At 34.4% G+C, this 18,652-nt stretch carries 15 protein-coding genes, 1 tRNA gene and 2 pseudogenes; 6 read left to right on the top strand and 12 right to left on the bottom strand.

Annotated features, from left to right (window positions below):
* Positions 1-630 precede the first annotated feature (630 nt).
* The 3 genes and pseudogenes from QFZ73_RS19190 to QFZ73_RS19180 form a co-directional block, all read right to left on the bottom strand.
* Positions 631-2,031: a reverse transcriptase domain-containing protein gene (locus QFZ73_RS19190; protein WP_307269498.1), complete on the bottom strand. Its 1,401-nt coding sequence runs from the start codon at positions 2,029-2,031 to the stop codon at positions 631-633.
* A 367-nt stretch (positions 2,032-2,398) separates the two neighbouring features.
* Positions 2,399-2,601, bottom strand: a pseudogene (locus QFZ73_RS19185) (recombinase family protein); the annotation flags it as partial.
* Positions 2,602-2,670: 69 nt separating this feature from the next.
* Positions 2,671-3,351, bottom strand: a complete 681-nt coding sequence (locus QFZ73_RS19180; protein ID WP_307269492.1) for a hypothetical protein — start codon at positions 3,349-3,351, stop codon at positions 2,671-2,673.
* A gap of 592 nt (positions 3,352-3,943) precedes the next feature.
* Between QFZ73_RS19180 and QFZ73_RS19175 the strand changes: the two genes are divergently transcribed.
* Positions 3,944-4,168, top strand: a complete 225-nt coding sequence (locus tag QFZ73_RS19175) for an AbrB/MazE/SpoVT family DNA-binding domain-containing protein (RefSeq protein ID WP_307269488.1) — start codon at positions 3,944-3,946, stop codon at positions 4,166-4,168.
* A 393-nt stretch (positions 4,169-4,561) separates the two neighbouring features.
* Here QFZ73_RS19175 and QFZ73_RS19170 read toward each other — a convergent pair whose 3' ends face one another.
* A complete protein-coding gene (locus tag QFZ73_RS19170) occupies positions 4,562-5,125 on the bottom strand; it encodes a recombinase family protein (RefSeq protein ID WP_307269485.1) in 564 nt (187 codons plus the stop codon).
* A 697-nt stretch (positions 5,126-5,822) separates the two neighbouring features.
* Here QFZ73_RS19170 and QFZ73_RS19165 point away from each other — a divergent pair.
* A complete protein-coding gene (locus tag QFZ73_RS19165) occupies positions 5,823-6,809 on the top strand; it encodes a DUF4747 family protein (RefSeq protein ID WP_176474810.1) in 987 nt (328 codons plus the stop codon).
* 10 nt (positions 6,810-6,819) lie between these two features.
* The gene (locus QFZ73_RS19160; RefSeq protein ID WP_307269480.1) at positions 6,820-7,602 is read left to right on the top strand and encodes a hypothetical protein; all 783 of its coding nucleotides are present in this window, start codon (positions 6,820-6,822) and stop codon (positions 7,600-7,602) included.
* A gap of 467 nt (positions 7,603-8,069) precedes the next feature.
* Here the strand turns inward: QFZ73_RS19160 and QFZ73_RS19155 are convergent, their stop codons facing one another.
* Positions 8,070-8,678 (bottom strand): GNAT family N-acetyltransferase, encoded by a 609-nt coding sequence (locus tag QFZ73_RS19155; RefSeq protein ID WP_141236062.1) that lies wholly within the window; start codon positions 8,676-8,678, stop codon positions 8,070-8,072.
* Entirely contained in the window at positions 8,620-8,958 is a 339-nt protein-coding gene (locus QFZ73_RS19150; RefSeq protein WP_095390729.1) for a hypothetical protein, read from the bottom strand. The genes QFZ73_RS19155 and QFZ73_RS19150 overlap by 59 nt, the downstream gene beginning before the upstream one ends.
* Positions 8,959-9,486: 528 nt before the next feature.
* Between QFZ73_RS19150 and QFZ73_RS19145 the strand changes: the two genes are divergently transcribed.
* Positions 9,487-10,941 carry an HNH endonuclease gene (locus QFZ73_RS19145; protein ID WP_307269470.1) on the top strand — a complete coding sequence of 485 codons (1,455 nt, stop codon included), beginning with the start codon at positions 9,487-9,489 and terminating at the stop codon, positions 10,939-10,941.
* A 231-nt stretch (positions 10,942-11,172) separates the two neighbouring features.
* Here the strand turns inward: QFZ73_RS19145 and QFZ73_RS19140 are convergent, their stop codons facing one another.
* The 3 genes and pseudogenes from QFZ73_RS19140 to QFZ73_RS28980 all read right to left on the bottom strand — a co-directional run.
* Positions 11,173-12,336 carry a hypothetical protein gene (locus tag QFZ73_RS19140; RefSeq protein ID WP_307269467.1) on the bottom strand — a complete coding sequence of 388 codons (1,164 nt, stop codon included), beginning with the start codon at positions 12,334-12,336 and terminating at the stop codon, positions 11,173-11,175.
* A gap of 804 nt (positions 12,337-13,140) precedes the next feature.
* Positions 13,141-14,322, bottom strand: a complete 1,182-nt coding sequence (locus tag QFZ73_RS19135) for a hypothetical protein (protein WP_307269463.1) — start codon at positions 14,320-14,322, stop codon at positions 13,141-13,143.
* 787 nt (positions 14,323-15,109) lie between these two features.
* Positions 15,110-15,196 (bottom strand): annotated as a pseudogene (locus tag QFZ73_RS28980) (tyrosine-type recombinase/integrase); the annotation flags it as partial.
* A 101-nt stretch (positions 15,197-15,297) separates the two neighbouring features.
* Between QFZ73_RS28980 and QFZ73_RS19130 the strand changes: the two are divergent.
* Together QFZ73_RS19130 and QFZ73_RS19125 are read left to right on the top strand one after the other, a co-directional pair.
* Positions 15,298-15,696 (top strand): 3'-5' exonuclease, encoded by a 399-nt coding sequence (locus QFZ73_RS19130; RefSeq protein ID WP_307269461.1) that lies wholly within the window; start codon positions 15,298-15,300, stop codon positions 15,694-15,696.
* A gap of 42 nt (positions 15,697-15,738) precedes the next feature.
* The gene (locus QFZ73_RS19125) at positions 15,739-15,861 is read left to right on the top strand and encodes a hypothetical protein (protein WP_307269459.1); all 123 of its coding nucleotides are present in this window, start codon (positions 15,739-15,741) and stop codon (positions 15,859-15,861) included.
* 889 nt (positions 15,862-16,750) lie between these two features.
* Here the strand turns inward: QFZ73_RS19125 and QFZ73_RS19120 are convergent.
* The 3 genes from QFZ73_RS19120 to QFZ73_RS19110 all read right to left on the bottom strand — a co-directional run bounded on the left by QFZ73_RS19120 (position 16,751) and on the right by QFZ73_RS19110 (position 18,651).
* Positions 16,751-17,758: a tyrosine-type recombinase/integrase gene (locus tag QFZ73_RS19120; protein ID WP_307269456.1), complete on the bottom strand. Its 1,008-nt coding sequence runs from the start codon at positions 17,756-17,758 to the stop codon at positions 16,751-16,753.
* Positions 17,759-17,890: 132 nt separating this feature from the next.
* Positions 17,891-17,964 (bottom strand) — tRNA-Arg (locus tag QFZ73_RS19115).
* A 174-nt stretch (positions 17,965-18,138) separates the two neighbouring features.
* Positions 18,139-18,651, bottom strand: coding sequence for a metallophosphoesterase (locus tag QFZ73_RS19110; protein WP_307269454.1), 513 nt, complete (start codon positions 18,649-18,651; stop codon positions 18,139-18,141).
* Between the last annotated feature and the right edge of the window lies 1 nt (position 18,652).

The raw sequence follows: 18,652 nt of genomic DNA, 5'->3' as shown, positions 1-18,652 counted from the left end.
AAATTCTCGATGTAATAACTTATATCTACCTTAGCTACGAAACGGTTATTCGGTACAATCGCAGCTTCATTAATGTTGTATGAAGGTAATGAAATGCATTTTTCTCCGCTGTCTCTCCCAAGTTAGCAAGTACATCTCATTCCCTCGAAAAAATGAAAAGTTTCTATTCATCCATTTTCTGAAAGATCTTATATGTCCATTATACTATATACATACAAAAATCAAGGAATGTAAAGGGGGACTATCTTTTCCAACAAAATCATATAACCAAATAATTTTTGTTTTTGAAAAAGTTATTAAAGAAATTATTCCAAGCAAAAAACAGTCACTATTCTCAGGACTGTTTTGGCTAGTGCTTATTTCAATAAATAAAATCGATATTTCATTAAGCAAGTAAAGGAGCGTTCTAACAATAGGTATTGGATTTTGGAGTCAATATAAGTGCGGGTTTCTCGGGGATAACAATTATCTGTAATGTGTGGATTAATCCTATAGCTTTGTATCATAGAAGGTGGGTGCATAATATGGAAATATCCCCCACCTCTTGAATCGTCCATCCAATTCTAAGGATTTTCTCATATTTCGAAAAGTGTTAAATTACTCGAGTATTAGACATTTCTTTAAACGCTACTACCCTTTACGTAACTTACCTTGAATTTTACTCCAGTGCTTTCTCACCTGATTTTTAATTAAAACCCGAACTGGTAGTTCAATCATTTTCTCATGCGCTTCTTGGGCATACGATATGAAATTACCATATCCTTTATAATCATAGCCTAGATGAGTATAAAGCTTATATAACTTCCATCGGTAAGTTTTAATCCCCCTATCTTTGGTCCTTTTTCTAGATATCATTGCCTTTCTATATGCACGGCTATAGTATTTAAATACACTCTTCTCACGAATTTTTATCGTCTCACCATCTAATAAGAAACCAAGATAATCAATTTTGTCGAGCTTATTTTCCAGTGTCTTTATTCGTCCATTTTCATAGATGCGTATCTCGGTTTTCTCTTCTTGTACCTTTAAATCATCGTATTCTTTTATTATCTCATATACTTCGTCTACCAAGGCATTAACATTCGTTTTGTTGTCTTTTGCCAAAGGAATAACAATAATTAGGTCGTCACAGTATCTTCTATATAAAGCACTCTTACTTTCAGCCCATTTCTTTAGGCTCGAATCAAATTTAATAAGATGAACATTGGAACAAACAGCACTCATACCTGACCCTTGAGGAATTCCATAATTATCCTCATGCGTCTCAATACGGTATTTTTTGAACTCTCTAAACTCAGTAGGATTCATAATTCGTTTTAGAGTTCCTTGCTTTTTCAACTTCTTCAATTGCTTTTCCCCATATTTACTAATTAAGTATTCATCTATTGCTGCCTTATCGATGTAACTGAAATTAGTAATACTCTTAAACACTTTATAAAAATCCAAAGGTAACTTATCAACACCTAATACTGTTTTAATATTCTCTTTCAAAACCTTATGATTAATAGTATCGAAAAACTTTGTGAAATCTAGTGCTATAATTACAGCATTATCCTGTTGAAGGATAAACTTGAACACTTCTTTTGCAAAGTCGATATTATTTTCACCTGACTTATTATTCCTATATGCGATAGCAATTTCATCAATACCCTTCTGTTTTGCATATTCATTGTAGGCATCATTTAATCGCTCACCATAGTACTTGTATATATAACTATCTAAATGCGAAGCATAGTATATCATTCTTTCCTTAGGCTTTTTAAACTTGAAGAACTTCTGATCTTTACATAATCTCAGATCTTTTGAAGTGACATCTGGCTTTACCGTATACTTATTTAACTTAATCTTATAATGAATGAATGGCAAAAAAGCATGTCCCGCAACCCAGTTTTGATCCTGAATTTTTTGGTAAACATGCTCCATTTTTATTCTTTTATCAAAATGAAGATATCCTTTAGAGCGGTATCTCTTCATGTCTATTTGTGAAGAGCTGGGGAGATTATGTAATCGTAGCCTATTACTCTGATCCATCAGAAAACCTCCCTAGCATACACTTTCTCGCCTGAAAGATAATAAGGAGTTTAGGGTACTAGTATAATAATACCTTTCGCATCATAATCACCTGACAGTAAGGCTAACTTGTTTCCACTTATACGGTACAATCTAATTAAACAAATGATTGTCTATTTGATTGTGGAAGGATTGGATATTATGCTCATTGACTTACTGATCGACGTCTTGGCGACTCTAGTCGTAAAGCTAATTCTTAACATTGCCGAAGTTGACAATGCCAAACCTTCTCCTCTTATCACCAGTTAGATAAGACAATTAGATTATACCAAAATACTCCAATTAATTCAATTCAAAACTTTTAATATATTCAAAATTACACCTGAATCTAAGTTATAAGTTTATCTTGTTGCTCATTCTTCCTGCGAATGAACGTCTTTTAGTAATGACTGTCATTGCTTCTACTTCTTTGTATGTATGAGTCTCAAGCCATTTCAAGGCATGTTCTACCTGTTGCTTGGAGTGATTTCTTGGTCTACCTTCACGAAAGTCATCCCGCAGTTTAGCAAGTGCCTTGCCCTCCTGAGATAATAGCACCAGAACACTGTCTCATTAACTGCTCACCGCTTTCATCGTAGAGACATCACCCCAATGAGACTTTCAAAGCGTTTTAGGGGCGTCTGTCTCCATTTCTGTTTTCGCATAATCAACTAACATTGTCGATAACTCAATTTCATTTTCACTATAGTGTAAACTGCATTGTTTAAGCTTTTCATTCGTTTCTCTTACAATGAGTCTGACAATCCTGTTTATTAAATCCACCTCTTGAATTTGGAAATTTTCTAACTTCTCCGATTCAATCGTTTCGTCTGTATAGAATTTATGTACATATCTATAAGCTACTGCTAGCTTTAACAATTCCTGTGAAGCAAAAATACCCTTATCAATAATCATGTTTGATAGCTGTTCTTTATTGAATTCTGTTATAACATCAGAAAAATTAATTGTTTCTCTTTTTATTTGACCTCCAACTAAACCTAAAACAGTTTTTGTCTTGGTTTTTGCTACTTCAATAAAAGGAAACTCATCATATGGTTTATCATCAAAATGCTCAAATCTTCTTAAAAATTCCGATTGAGCCACGATCGCATATGATGGAATATAAAGCTCTTTTAATTGTTCAAACGAATAATCACGTTTAAAGGTCTTTACGCTACCAAACCAATCGAGCTTATTTTTCAAGTAATGAAATAATACATTAGCAAAGAAAGTTATAATGCCAGTTGCAAGAGCAGTGATAATCGCCATATAAATCAATTGTTCAAAACTTAGTTTTGCCATACTTCATCTCCAATTCTCTTTCATTACTTATTCTCCATTGATTAGTTTTTTCCTTTTTTCCTTTCGTGTGGATGCACCTACCTAGCACCCCTTCTGAAAACAGCACCTGTGATGAAGTGGTAATCACGCCCCCCTACACACACGCCTGTTATAGCTTCCTAATAGATTGCAAATATGAATATGAATTAGTTGCGATTCGACTCAGAACCGCAAAAATGACATTCCAAGCTAATTTAGATTCTATAAAAAGGAAAATCTATATGGACTGTCCTCTGTTGCATGGTTATAATTACTTCATCAAATTGAATTGAATGTTTTACCAATGTAACCTCTTTTATCGCACTGTTCAGCTGTTCTATGCTCTCCAGCCTCTATTCCATTTCCTGTATAGATAATTCGATAATGCATTTTCATGTGATTTACCTACCTTTGGGCGCTTGATATCACCAATCAACCTATACCGCTTGGATAGGGTATTAGGCATTAACACGCTTTCTTTGATCCGCTATCTCAATACGCCCTGTATATTCGTGCATTAACACAAGAGAGTAACCAACAACAATGTTATAATCCCAGTAGGTGGTGATTTTAATTGGAGAGAAAGATTGTGAAAGTAGGAAATTCATTGGGTGTAATTATTCCTGCTACATACCTTGAAGAGTTAGGTGTTACATACAAGGACACAGTAGACATGGAGTTTAACCACGATTTGCAGACACTGTTCATTAGAAACCAGAAAACGACACCTAATAACAACTACCTTGAGCAAGTGGTTAAGGGTATCGTTGATAAATACCTTAAGGAAAAAGGTTTATGAAAGAGAGTGAACGCATCTCTTTTTTAATCTGTCTCAACTTCTTAATATAACCTAATTACTACTTCTTCAATAATTATCGATACATACTTGAATTCACATTAACCGAACTATTTTTAGCTGTGATTGCCAATTCAGTTCCTGCTTTTCGCACTGCAATTTTTAATAGTAAATGTTGCCTTTGCAGAGCAATGAAATTGATAAATAAAAGTAAGAATAAAAGCCTCCTATTAAACTGGAGGCTTTTCAATACAATAGTATCTACTCGAATCGGGTCAATTCGTGACGTGTGGATACACCTACTATTGTACCTATCCTATAGATGCGGGGCTTATAACGTGGGAAATACCCTCCCCTACCCATAAAAAAGAAAGAGACTCCTTTCTGGACGTCCCTTTAAATAGTCACCTGTTGATGCTCTTTAATTAATTTGTCTAGTGTTGGTCTTGATACACCTAATTCCTTTGCAAGCTGAGACTTCGATAGTTCTCGAATGATATATCTTTGATATTGCTTGTCGAAGTCTTGAATCGATACTTCTTTTCGTCCTTTGTACTTTCCTGCTGCTTTAGCTATAGCAATACCTTCACGTTGTCTTTCAAGCATATTTTCACGTTCAAAATCATTAATTGCACTAATCATCTTTAACATCAATCTACCAGTTGCGGTCGAGGTATCAATATTCTCTTTAATGGATACTAATTGAACTCCTTTTGATTCTAATAGTTCAACTAGTTCTAACAAGTCTTTTGTAGATCGTGCTAATCTTGAAAAGTCTGCAACGTAGATTGTATCTCCTTCTCTTGCAAAATCTAACATCTCTTGTAGCTTAGGTCTATCTATATTCTTAGCTGAAACCTTTTCTTGATACACCTTATCTATGTTGTACTGCTTCATTGCTTGTACTTGTCTTGCTTCGTTCTGTTCAACTGTTGATACTCTAATATATGCTATGTTCAAGTTCATCGTTCCTCCATATGTATCCGATGAATCAAAGATAGCACACTGTAAAAATAGATTCAATGACTTATTTTACATTTTGTAAATTAAATCTAATTAATACTCTAAATTTACAATATTGTAATGCTTATTGATTGTAAACTTAAGGCACGCTCTAGATTAACATACTACTTTGAAAACAACATTAAAAAGTAGTGATACTATTCCTTTGAGTCACCTATTAGGATACATCTCTGTTTTCGATTATCCTTATCGAACTACATTAGTTTATAACTAAATGTATTAACACTTTTCTACAGTAAATCGTACCCAGTATATGAGTCGTGTCGGAAATATATCGAATGCTTGTTTGTGGATGTGCGTGGTTTTGTATCGCACCAACATGCATAAGAATCCCCCACCTAAGGCTTACGTAATGCCCATAGATTTAATCTAATGAAAAGTTTTATTGGGAAGAGGTAAGGGAAACAGTAAAAATGACATCACGTGCAAATCTCAGCGTTCAGGGGTTTATAGAGGATTGGTGTATAACAATATTCAGATCATTAGTGATGTACCTAGGCAGAGATTTCAACACCTTCGAAATCTTGTATCTTTTTGTTATTCTTAATGAAAATTGTTTGAATTCGAATTAATTTAAACCCTTTTATGGTAAGATTTTACTAAAATGAATCTTATAAGTGAAAAGGAGAAACGAATGGCTATCCTTTATTATTCCAAGGTTAACGTAAATTCAAATATATTTAGTGTTTATGAAGGGGATATATCAATTCCAGAAATTATGGATACCATATACAAAACTTTGGACGATAAAAAAGAGTATAAAGTAACGGATTTTCGTGAATTTTACGAAAAGGAAAGAGGAGAAACGAGGTCTGTTGAACTCACAGAAATCTATAATTTTTCCGAACTTAATAAGAGTCAAGGAAAAGGTAAGAAATTCATTACAGGGAAGTTAGTAAGACGTTATCCAGTTTTCAGTGAAAAGTTTGATGAAAAGGCAAGAGTATCCATACCAGTTGTTCATCAAGACAATTCAATAAGTACATCTTTTTATTTTGACTTAGAGTCTGAAATTATCTGTTTTTTCGTTCGAAATAAGTTTGGTTATAAACAATTCAATGATGCTTTTCAAAACTTGCTAGATACACACATAGAAAGTGTTGGATTTAAGGTTTTTTTACTACCAGACCCCTACAAGGCTCATGAACGCTTAAAAATGCTTCATAAGGTTAGAAAGATAAAGTCTACTATTATCCCTCCAAATGCCAATGAAGAGGCATTACAGGAGTTATTCGACCGTAATACCGAGCAATTAAAACAAGGGAATATCACAAGAAAAACAAGTATTTTTGAATCAAATAAGAAAAGTGAAAAAGGATTAAATGTACACTCCCAAGTAGTAAAAGAGACATTGGATGTAAGTGAAGTTTATATGCAAAAAGGTTATGGAAAACTTGAAGTAGAGGGAGAAAGCAAGGATGGCACTGCTTTCCGCTATGACTCAGAGAAGGACTCACCTTACAATACTTCTATTGCTGAAGATGATAAAGATAACTTAACTAAACTAATTAAATCTGCTCAACAGGGGATAAAGTTATTCTTGGCAAAGAAAGGAAGAACGATAGTAGACAAAATTTCTACCGCTATAGAAAATCTAGACGATTCTAATAAATTGGAGTAGTGGTCGCTATATGAACGAACTAATAAAAATGTACGATTACAGGTCGTTATACAATACCTTAGGAAAACCCAAATACATTTTTAACATTAAAAAATTTGAAGTTTACTTTTCTTTGGTATGTTCACTTTTGGTAACTTTAATCGTTAGTATTTTTGCATTGACCAACATGCAAGATGGTAAAACCGGAGTTATAGTAACCACAACCCAAGATATTCTTCTTAACGCAACCTTTGGTTTGTTAGGAATGCTTGGCTTTATTATTAGTGGTCTGGCAATTATATCAGGAACAATTGGTTATAAGGTTACACAGCAGATGGTTATAGAAGAAAAATTCAAATCCTTATTATCAATTCTTTTTAGTTTCTTTTACATAGGACGGTTTGTAGGAATATTAATTATTTTTTTTATCAGTTCATATTTTTCTTTAGGTATCAGGCTTCCTTTTAATTTATATTTTTACATAATTGTATGTTTAGTACTTTCTTTTAGCTTGTTTTTCGCAACTTTCTTTTCAGTATCACTATTAGGTACATGTATAAATATGTTCGTATTAAATTATCTATACACTACAGAAACCATTGCTCCTGAGCAAACTAACCAATCCGATGAACAGTTCTTAGATGCAAGAATAAATGCTATCACTTATATATTAAACACCAGATTTGGTGTTAGTAGGGAAGAGTTCACTGATACAGTATTGTACTGCATAAATAACGATTATCAAGGAGAAGAAAGGGAGGTTTTAATCAGGAAATTTAAAGAGTATTATTCAATTGAGAATCATGATAAGTGATACTAAGGATAATTTCACTCAGTTCCTACTAATACTTATTTGGCTTTTTATAGTCGCAGTGTAATAGCAGTGTTCTATACTCTTGCAAAGAGATTGATGAAAAAGCAAAGCAAAAAGCCTCCTATTACAGGAGACTTTTTGTTTTCGCCCAAGTAGTATCTGTTCGAATCGGGAAATATTCATAACGTGTCTCTACACCTACTATCTACTTATCACATTAATGTCGGGGCTAGAATTGTGGAAATCCCTCACATTTTCCAATATGAAAGATCGCTCTAATAGGTAAGAGGCGCAGTACACAGTTCGGAATAATTACTTTTTACCGTTAGGCATCGTAGCAATGACTTTTCCTTTCAAACTTTCTAATTGTTTTTGACTACATTATGAAATTTATTTAATAGGGGATTAAATGCTGCCAGTGTACAAAGAAAAAAGAGCTTTCAACTAGTAAGCTCTTTATATATGTATTATGCTAATAAATCGGCAACTTTAAAAATAAAATATGGGAGGTTTTTTCCATTTTTCTTTCTTAGAGTCTTAAAATCATAACTTTCGTAGAACCGAGTAGAATTGTCTGTTGCTTCTAATCCAATAAACATACAGCCTGATTTCTCAGCTACTTGTCTGACAGTCTCAAATACAAGTCCTATTAGATAATCGCTATATTTTTTTCCACCAAATTTTTTACCTTGGTATTCTTTATCAATAGCAAATTGATGCAGACGAACCGCAGGGTACACATCACTACCCATTGATTGATATAACACAATCCCCTTAAACTTAAAGCTTTTCTTCTGACCATTACTAATTGCAATTTCTTCATTATATAGAGAAAAGAACCCAATTACTTTGTCTTTTCTATCATTCAGAAGTAAATAGGTTCTAACAAGTTGATTAAAGTGGTGTGATAAAGCTTCCTCTTTTAGAAAAGAATCAATTTTCTCATGGTCAATACGAAGCTCTTTCTGATCTAATGTATATTTAGTAAATAAGCATGAGAAATTTTCAATAATCTCTTTATCCACGTCTGTTATTGCTAGTAATTGCATAAGCTCCATCCCTTTTTCTTTTTGCATGAGTTCTCCGTGATCTTCGTCTACTTAAGGAAGCCTTTATTACTGCGGGATTAGAGGAATGACCAGGACGGGAACTCCTTGACACTTCAATTTCCACTTCCCCTGTCAATTCACTTCTTTTTGAGTTTAATTCAATATTTCTTTGTGCTGAATGCATTGCATCTTTAGCCTTATTTATTCCCTTAGATGGCTGACTTTTCTCTAACGCCCAATTGAGGAATTTTTGTTTTTCGTCTTCTCCACCAAATTTAATGAGCGTTGGTTTTCTCTTCAGGCTCATATTTGCACCTCCAAAGGCTTAACATATACGATTATTTTACCATTATATTGTATTTTTTTCAAAAGAACACACACCTTCTTTGAATTATATAACATTCGTCTCGAAAACAGTAAAATAAATCCTATTCAATCGAATGAAGGTTAGACTTATTTCAATTCAGATAATTAGGCTCGAACTTAATTAGAATATTACTGACACTCTTTTATGGGTGTTCAGTATGTCAATTATTTGAGTCGTGTATAACAATAACAGAATGCGTGTGTGGATGAGAGTGGTTTCTGTATCACAACACACTAACCAAACAATCGACTCCACAGAAGGCTTACATATGACCTCAAACTCAACCCTAATCCATACTTAATAAAGACACTTTAAAAACCAACCACGAGCAATTCTGAGCATATATTGGTATGTGTGCTTTTCGGATTCATGCTTCCGTTTTTTTTATACAATATTTGTTAAAATTGCAATTTTCACATCAGATTTGTGGTAATATTTAACTATAATCGCTATTAAGGGTGTGATGTATTGAAAATTCAAGAGGTTTTTGAGTCTTATATTAATAGTGATAAAACGAAGTCCTCGTTAAAAGCCCACAAGGGTAAGGTTGATAAATATATTTCTTTTACTGGAAACCAAGATGTTGAAACAGCACTTGTTGAAAGTCTATTACGCAAGTACATATTCGAAGATAAAGAACTTAAACCGAAGGGAAAGTATGATGCGTTAAATAATTTTTATCATTTTTACTATGAAGAAATTCTAAAGGTATCTAAAAGAAACGTTCCCTTGTTTCCAATTGATACTAAAGAATTGGTATCATGGACAAATAAAGAAAAAAGAAGACCAGTTTATTTTCCAAAGGAATTTGATTTTAATTGTTTATTCGAGGATAGGTATTATGAACATCTAAACAATTATGGAGCAGCATTAGCAGTTAAGGCATCTTTATCATTAGCATTGTCAGCAGGTTACGATAGTGGAGAAATGTTTCCTACAAACGGAGAACATGAAAAAGCCATGAAGATGGATGATGTTATTATTGAAGGGGATTACGTTAAGGTTAGGAATTTTTCTAGTCAATCGACTGTTCCATTTATTTTAATGCGAGGGAAAAATGCTGAGTATATTAAGGAATATCATAAGTTAAGAATGTCCTTCCCAATAAAAAAGGCATGGCAAAAATCCCACTTCATAGCCAATACATGGAAAACTAATGAGTTAAGTTTTGATCCGAAAATTGCATCAAGAGTTTACATTCCACATGATTTAGTATCATACATGTTAAAGTATATTTCCTTAAAAGAAGGAGTGCCTACTCCTTTAATAACGGATTTAAGGGCTAATATGGTTTTACATTCTTTATACAACAGTAAGGGTTCTGCATTACAGGACATCATAGAATTGTACGGATTCCTTCCTTTTGTTAAACAAGCATTTGAGGAATACTGCATGACAACTAGCAGAGATAAAGAACCAATCTTCTCCGTACTCGCTTTAGAGATGGTTCAATCGGAAGAGGCTTTTAATGATGAAGAAGATGAAAAAAAAAAGATAGAATCCAGAATTAATGTCATTGATAGATTGGTAAGAGACAGTGTCAAGGTTAAAAAGTTAAAAAAAATATATGGTAACTCTTGTCAAATATGTAATGAACAAATTACATTTATTGATGGAATTTCTTATTCCGAAGTTCACCATATTCAGCCCTTTAATAAATTCCATCAAGGAATTGATGACAACTCAAACATGATTGTATTATGTCCTAACCATCATAAGATTTTTGATATGGGAATTATCGCCTTAGACCCAGAAAATCATCAAAGAATATTGCATGTTGATAGTAAAAACCATTTAAATCAGAAAATGCTAGTTGCGAGTAAACATCAGCTATCGTCAACTCATGTTAGGTATCACTATGAGAATATTTTTATGCCTTTGAGAGAAAGTCTATTAGAAACTAGAAAACAAGAAGTCCTTTAAGGACTTCTTGTTTTTTCTACTGTACTTTACAGTATGCGCTCCTAGAAGTTAACTCCCAAAATCGTAGCGCTGGACACTGTATATATCATTCTGTAAGCAGACTAGATAAAAGACGGGTTTTATTAACATGTGTAACTATCGATGAATTACTACCCCTTGTTCAATCGTCTGATCCAATATACAAAAAAGAGAGCCTCAATTATGAGACTCCTTCAAAGTGTTGTAATTGCTTTAGACTTTTAACTTATACAAATCGAACAACTGCCCCATCCGCTCCATATACAGATTCTTCAAGTGCAGCCTCTTAACACCTAGGTCATATCCTGCAATGATATCCTCAAGTTCTTGCTGTGTGTAAAAGTATCTAATTAGTTCTTCATCTTCTGCTGCGGAAAACCCAACCTTCATTTCCTTGTATTCCTTTAGCTTCTGTTTGTGGCGTTTCTCTGCCTTCTTCATGAAATTGGCTTTACGTTTAAGCACATAGTTAGCTTCATTATGATTAATGAATAGGTCTTTATTATTCACATAGGCTTCTAATGCTTCGGCACAATACGTTTCAAGATACCGCTGCACTGCTTTACTTGTACCCTTCAATATCACAGCGTATTCTTTCCAGTAATACTTAATGCCTAGGACATTGCCAAACTCATCTTTTACTTCTGCTAATGCTTGTTTCCATTCGAGCTTAAAGTTTTTAACCTTTTTAGCATTACGATGTGCAGTTAGATTGAATTCAACAACATCATGCTTCTTCATCAGACCCCGTCTAGTATTTTGAATTTCCTTCATTATCTCGGGATTTATACTGATCTTTCCTTCTTTACTATACCCAATCCAGTTCTCATAGAAAAAGATGATACCACATTTTTTCATATGCTCTAAGGTCTTAACCAATTGCCCATATATATCAAGGCAGTGAAGTGTAAACTCATCTAATAGCTTCGTTTGGTCTTCTTCAAGTAGACCTTTCTCAAAAGTCAAATCAATATGCTTTTGACGTAGAGTACTGCTATGTCTAGAACGTAATAAGTCAGATTCAAGTTCTGTAATTAGTCCGAATTCAACTGCCCATTTCCCTAAACTCATACTGGCTTGTTTCGTCATATCGTATTCTAAGTGAGTTGCAACAATTATGTCCATTGGGATTCTATGTTCAACTTGTTCTCTACCGCTTCTTACACGACCATCTTTCTTCATAACCTTTTCATCAAGCTTAGTACATACGTATATGTTACTCCTACCTTGCTTAACGATTTCTACTACATATTCCTGCTCAACTGTTTTAATAATAGATTCTCTAGTTCTTGACCCTAGTTTACCGTCCCTTTTGAACTTAGCCTTTTGCGCCTTCGTTCCAAATTTCATTACAAATTCTTCTGTTGTTAATGTCACTATATTTTCCTGCTTTCAATTAGAGGACTGCCTATGACAGCCATTTTTACTCCCTCCTTACATAAATTTGTTAGGTTTTTACAAATAAGTAGACCCTTTAGTATAGTGTGCAAGTTTTGTCGTAATATAAAACATAGTACCAGAATTATATTACGACAAAAGATGCACGCTTTTTATAACCTTAAAACCCTTGTTATTACTAGTGTTTAATGAGATTGAATACTTCATTTATAGGATTGAGCAAGATAGGGTCGTCACCTTTAGGTGGCGAAGTGACCGCAGGGAGCGTCCCAAACAACGACCGTAGGGAGGCGTAGCAGTAAGCGAAGCGAATGCCCTTTACTCTCTCACACTAATACCTCTACTGTTGAAACAACACACTAAATTACTTCTAACTCCACAGCAACAATGTTTGAGCTAGATTCCTTAGACTTATTTGTGATAATTAACATATTGTGTTTGTTAAAAATTCTTCAACACTTCACCAACAACTATTTATTAGTAATACATTTTTTCGCTGTTCTTAGAAACGTAAAAAAGGAGCGAATCTACACCCAACCTACAACCTACCTCGTTAGAAAGCACACTTATTCCTGTTGAGCATCAATTAGCCTATCCCTACGAATACTTCATAGACATACAGAATATATAAGTGTGCCTCCTTATGAGGCGGTTGCATGTAAATTCTCTCCCTTTATGGTTTATTTTTTTGATGATTTTCAATAAAACTATTCTATCAATCTATCAACGCAATAGATTGATTTAGATTACATATTTTCACCAACTTTGAATAGAATATCTAAATTAGAGATTAACCACTTCAATTAAATCATCAAATATCTTACGGCGTACACCGTTGTCTTTCTTTGCAAATTCTACATCTTCGTACCACTCCACCAAGAAATTTTCTTGGGCTTCGTTTAATTCAGCATTTTGTAAAACAACAAATGCACCCAATAAATAAGTTAAATAATCAATTCTCTTTGGTTCAGCTAATTGCTTTAATTCAATAAATGCTAAAGCTTTATCGAGAGCATCTAATGTCCATGAAAAGATAGTACGTAACTCTTCCGCTTTTAATTTACTCATTAAAGATGCTTTAACATCTGAAGGCATCGGACTGAAGTTAGCTGAATGAGACTTTTGCTTAATAATTTCATATGCTGGATTCAAAGCTGCTAATGGTATAGAAATTTCTGTAGCCTTTTGTACAAACAAGCCGTCAAACCCAGATTCTTTTAATTTCTCACCAAACTTCTCAGCATAGTCTTTGTAATAATCCACACCTTTAACTAACATTTCAGTTAAATGGATTTCAGTATCTGTAACTTTACTTCCCGCTAGATTTAAAACCTCAAACCACTCTCGCTGTTCCTCTTCAGATAAATCCTTAGCATAATTAACCGTATAGTAGTAGGCTAAGAACTTATTACGAATTCTAGTAAGTAGGCTTTGCACATCAAAAGTTTGCATTTCTGAATTATCCCGAACAAATTTTTCAAATACCTTAGGATCTTTATTATAAAGTTTTCCAACTGGAATTTGAGACTTTCGCATAGTACCACTATTCAACACAAACTTCCCAGTAGTAATGTCCAAGACCACATTACGAAATTCATCGTCATCGGTATATGCCTTGTAATTACAACTTAAACGTTGCTGACCATCATTAACAGAGTTCTTTCCAGTCATCTCTTCTTCTGGAACTAAATCTCTTGAAATGAACTTAACTTGCGGCACAGCAATAACTTTATTCTCAATAACATTGATTGAAATAGGAGCAACTGCAGCCTTTCCAGTCAATTGAAAATTTAACAACTCAACCGATTTCTCAACTTTCCATCGAATACCAGTTTGAAAGATAGGAAGGGTCAAGCGCCCTTCTTCAATATCCTTACATAAATTTCCTAAGGACATTGGTTTTGATTCTTTAGTAGGGTCAAAACTAGAAAAGTAATCTAGCTTTTTGTTTATTGTAATTGCCATTTTACACGCTCCTAATTAATTTATTAAGCTTAATCTAACACAAGCTATTTTTTTAGTCAAATGAAAATTCCGAATTTTTTTAGCTGCTAATTAATTAAAATTAATACAAAAGCAATAAAATGTTGATATTAACCTTTTTTAAACGAAATTATATTTAGCTGCTATTTTTAGCAGCCTAATAAAAAACATATAAACATCTAGAAAAGTTCTAGCTTAAAAATACATTCGCTACAGCCATTTTAAATGTAAGCATTTTTCCAAGCACAAAAAGAGGGAACTCCCTATCCTAATCAACTATAATATTGCAGCTCCCTAAGAACATTATGAAGAGGGTTTCCTTACATTGAACTATCACTCTGATCAATTTAACTCTACTTTCATTTGTGATTTCGCTTATTTCTTTTACAGTTATCTAGTTTACATACGATTGTTGTATATTTTTATTGCATGTTGAAAACCTGTAAGTTACTACTTCGTTTCATACTTTAAACATCTAGTGAATTTAATGGAATATACTTGTCATTTTTCTCCCTCAGTTCATTCCCCTACATAGCAACATATATCATTGTGACTGCTATATTTTGATGCCTCATTAGCTTCTTAATTGCAAAGCACTCATGCAAGACATTATAAGTCAATGGCAAATTGTATGGCGAAACGTGTGTGCAGATACTCGAATATCTATGAAATTCTTTTTTTTTGCTTTAGATATTTAAAAACTAATTTCAATGCGTTTTCAGTCAATTGTTTGTTATCGCTTTTTACAAAAACAAAATCTCCAAGTCGTTGCCCCATTGTCTAACAATGATTTAGCAAAACCTCGCCTTAAGGCATGAGGATTAATATTCTTCAAGCCATACATCTTAGCAGTCGTTTTATGCGCAACATAGTTAAACTGACTCGCTAATAAATGAAAGCACGATCACAGCCTCTTCTATTCCATAGAAATTAGATGCTGTAGAAAAGCTTTGTGAAATGGGAAGTAAGTTTCTAAACATCGTTACCTTCCTTGCTCACGTCAGCAAGATCGATGATAAGAAGAAGAAGTCTAAGGGCGAAGATGCTGTCAATATCGTTACAGCACACTCAAGCAAGGGCTTGGAATGGGATGTTTGTTTTGCCCCCAATGTGAATGAAGAGTTGTTTCCCCACAGGATGAATGTGGATTCCGAGGAAGAAAGGCGCTTATTTTATGTGGCATGTAGTCGTCCAAGAAAACAACTATTTATCAGCTTCTGGTTCTATGATGCCGACATGGCTAAAACAAACGAAGGGTTTTTCATTAAAGAATTGCTTGGCAAGGAAAAGGTACTTGAAATGAAGAAAGAATTATTCCGCGGAGCATCTGAAGTCCATGAATTTTATCCTAGTTAAAACAAATGTATTGCAATAAACAGAGATAATGGAGGAATTATGATGACAAATGAATTATTGGTAAACGGTAAATTAAGAAATGAACTGATCGAAAGAATTGAAGTATTAGACCACGTAAAAGGCTTACTATTGTTGCCCAATACAGCAGGTTGCAGATTTTTATAAAGTAAATATCCAAGCTATTCAAAAGTTAGTCACCAGAAACACTATTGAACTATCTTTAGATGGGTGCGATCTTTACAGTAAGGATGAAGTCATCAATCTTCTAAGTGGACATGATGTCCGTTTAGAAAAACTTAAAGGAAAAACCATAGCTAAATTGGATGACGGCAACGAAGTTCAAGTCCCAAACCGTGGATTACGCCTCTTCACTCGCAGAGCAATTCTCCGTATAGGACTGTTACTTCGTGACTCTGCTATTGCCTTAGAGGTTAGTAACCAGTTGCTTAATTCGAAGAAAAGACATCCATTAAAGTTAAGGTTGCTGACATTAAAGAAGAGCAAAGTCTTGCTCTGGAGATTGGCACGGCAATTACAAATGGTGTCTAGTTGCCCTATCAGAAGTTAATGCTAAAATAACGGCATTTAAAAACCACCATATTACTATTCTCTTGAGAGGGTTAGCATCGGATCGAAGAGCAAAAGCCAATGGTTACATATGCAGAGAAGATATCATACAAATCAGCCTCCACTAATAGTTAAGGAAGGCTGATACTAGGGGAAACATTATTAACTGTTTAGGTCAATTATAACTGTACTTTCTCTGGTCACGGTGGTCACATGATGTCACAAAAAAGCGTTTTTTCTAGCCATTATCCATTTTTATCCTTTTATTCAAAAATCACAAAACCCTTATAAATCAACGTTTCCAGCCCACATCGACGGCATCAAACAGGTCGGTACTTCAGAACCTGTCTTCCGTAATGGGGATTGGGCGGCAAAATAGAATACGAGCGGATCATGGCACATTAACTTCTGCAACCTTGAGCGATCACACGTATTAAATTGCAAGCTAAGGATGCTAAAAATCAGGAAGTATATGCTTCTTGTTACCTCATAAGTAGGATCGTAAGTTATTTACGACTTCATCAATATCTAAATGCAGATATTTGGTCGTAACTGATATATCACTATGACCCAACGCCTTAGAGATTACAGCAACATTTGCTCCTTTATTTAACAAGGTCTTAGCAAACCCCCTTCTTAACGCATGAGGATTAATATTCTTCAAACCGTACATTCGAGAATACTTATTTAACCGCTTCTGAATGTTATTATGCGTTGGTGAGGTTGATATGACATCTCCGTACTTAGTAATAAAAATCAAACTATTTTTCTTGCCATATTCTGTTCTAATTATTGCATTTTGTTTTATCAGTACCTCTAACAGCTTTTTTAGGAAGTCATCAAAAGGCAATTTAATTTGTTGATGATTTTTCATAATGCTACCTTCTAAATTTAGCACATTGTTATTAAGGTCTATATGCCGTTCCTCAAGTTGAACCAATGTATTTATTCGGATACCTGTTTTAAACATGACTAGGACGGCTACAGCGTCCCTTAAGTGGATGAAATTCCCCAAGTCTAGTAAAGAGAGCAGAACATTAACATCATGCTCCGCAGCACCTTCCTTCACCTTTTGGTCCACCTTAATGTTAATAGTTTTCCAAAACTTCATTTCGATCCAACGATTATCAAAGCATCTAGACAAAAAAGCCTTTAGACATTTTAAACGTGTTAATTTGGTTTGATTGCTTACATTCATGCTATCTAACCATTTATAAATGGTATTGGCTGTAATATCGGCAACATATTGAACATTTGTTACGCTTTGAAAATGCTCTACATGAAGTACATAATCACTTATAGTACGGCTTCTATTACCACTCACCTTCATTTGCCTTGTAATAACGTCTAGAGCGTTTGAAATCAAGATGGAGTCACTTAGAATAGCAGGTTGTTCAGTCCTAGCTTTTGAAGCGGCAGAATTGGAAACGGGTAATTCCTCTAATAACCCTCTTACGTCTACTTTAACATCTAATAATCCTTTTCTTTTGGTCATACGAAAAAACCCCCTATATCGTTAGTAATGTAAGTCGATAATCGGTGTAATTTCTTACATGACCGTTATACTGACCGTTTCACTAAACGATATAGAAGGTTTTCGTAGCGGGATTTATAACCGCTAAGTTAGTGTCCCAGGAGAGATTCGAACTCCCGACCGACGCCTTAGAAGGGCGTTGCTCTATCCAGCTGAGCTACTGAGACGTTTATGATATAAGTTGCGGTAAAACTTATGTATTACCTTAACTGTTCCCTTAGGACACTTCTTATTATAGTAGGATATCAAAAGAAAGTCAACGGGTTTTTAAAAAAAGTTTTTTTTCTTTTTTTATGAACCAGGAAGCGGGGAAAAACGCTTCCTGTTCATTATACATGAAGTCATTCCATTTGATAAGCATTTCTTAGTTCCTCAACGATTTTTCCTTCAAGGTCATAATAGATGATTTCAAGTTGGTCATTTCCGATATCCAAAATGGCATAGGTTTTCTCTTTTCGTCCACGTGGCTGACGTATGCTTCCCGGGTTGATGAAGAGTTTGCCGTCTATCAATTCTGAACCTGCAGCGTGGGAGTGACCAAAGCAAATGATATCCGCCCCTGTCTCTTCACTTTTATAAGATAGGTTCATCAGTGTCATATTTATGTTATAGAGGTGTCCATGAGTAAGGAAGAAACGTTTGCCTGCGATGCTCTCCACTATGTCATTCGGATATGCCGGATCATAGTCACAATTCCCACGAACGGCTAAGAATTGCGACATGTGGGGATCATTACTTTCCAACTCTGAATCACCGCAATGGATCATGGCAGAAACTTCTTGTTTATGACGGTCGGTAATCATGCTGATTTCATGAGTTAAGCCATGACTGTCACTCATTATTAGCACTTTCATC

Source organism: Peribacillus sp. V2I11, from assembly GCF_030817135.1.
GTDB lineage: Bacteria > Bacillota > Bacilli > Bacillales > DSM-1321 > Peribacillus > Peribacillus simplex.
The sequence above is the reverse complement of the archived record's forward strand: the minus strand, read 5'-3'. Positions and strand labels throughout refer to the sequence as shown.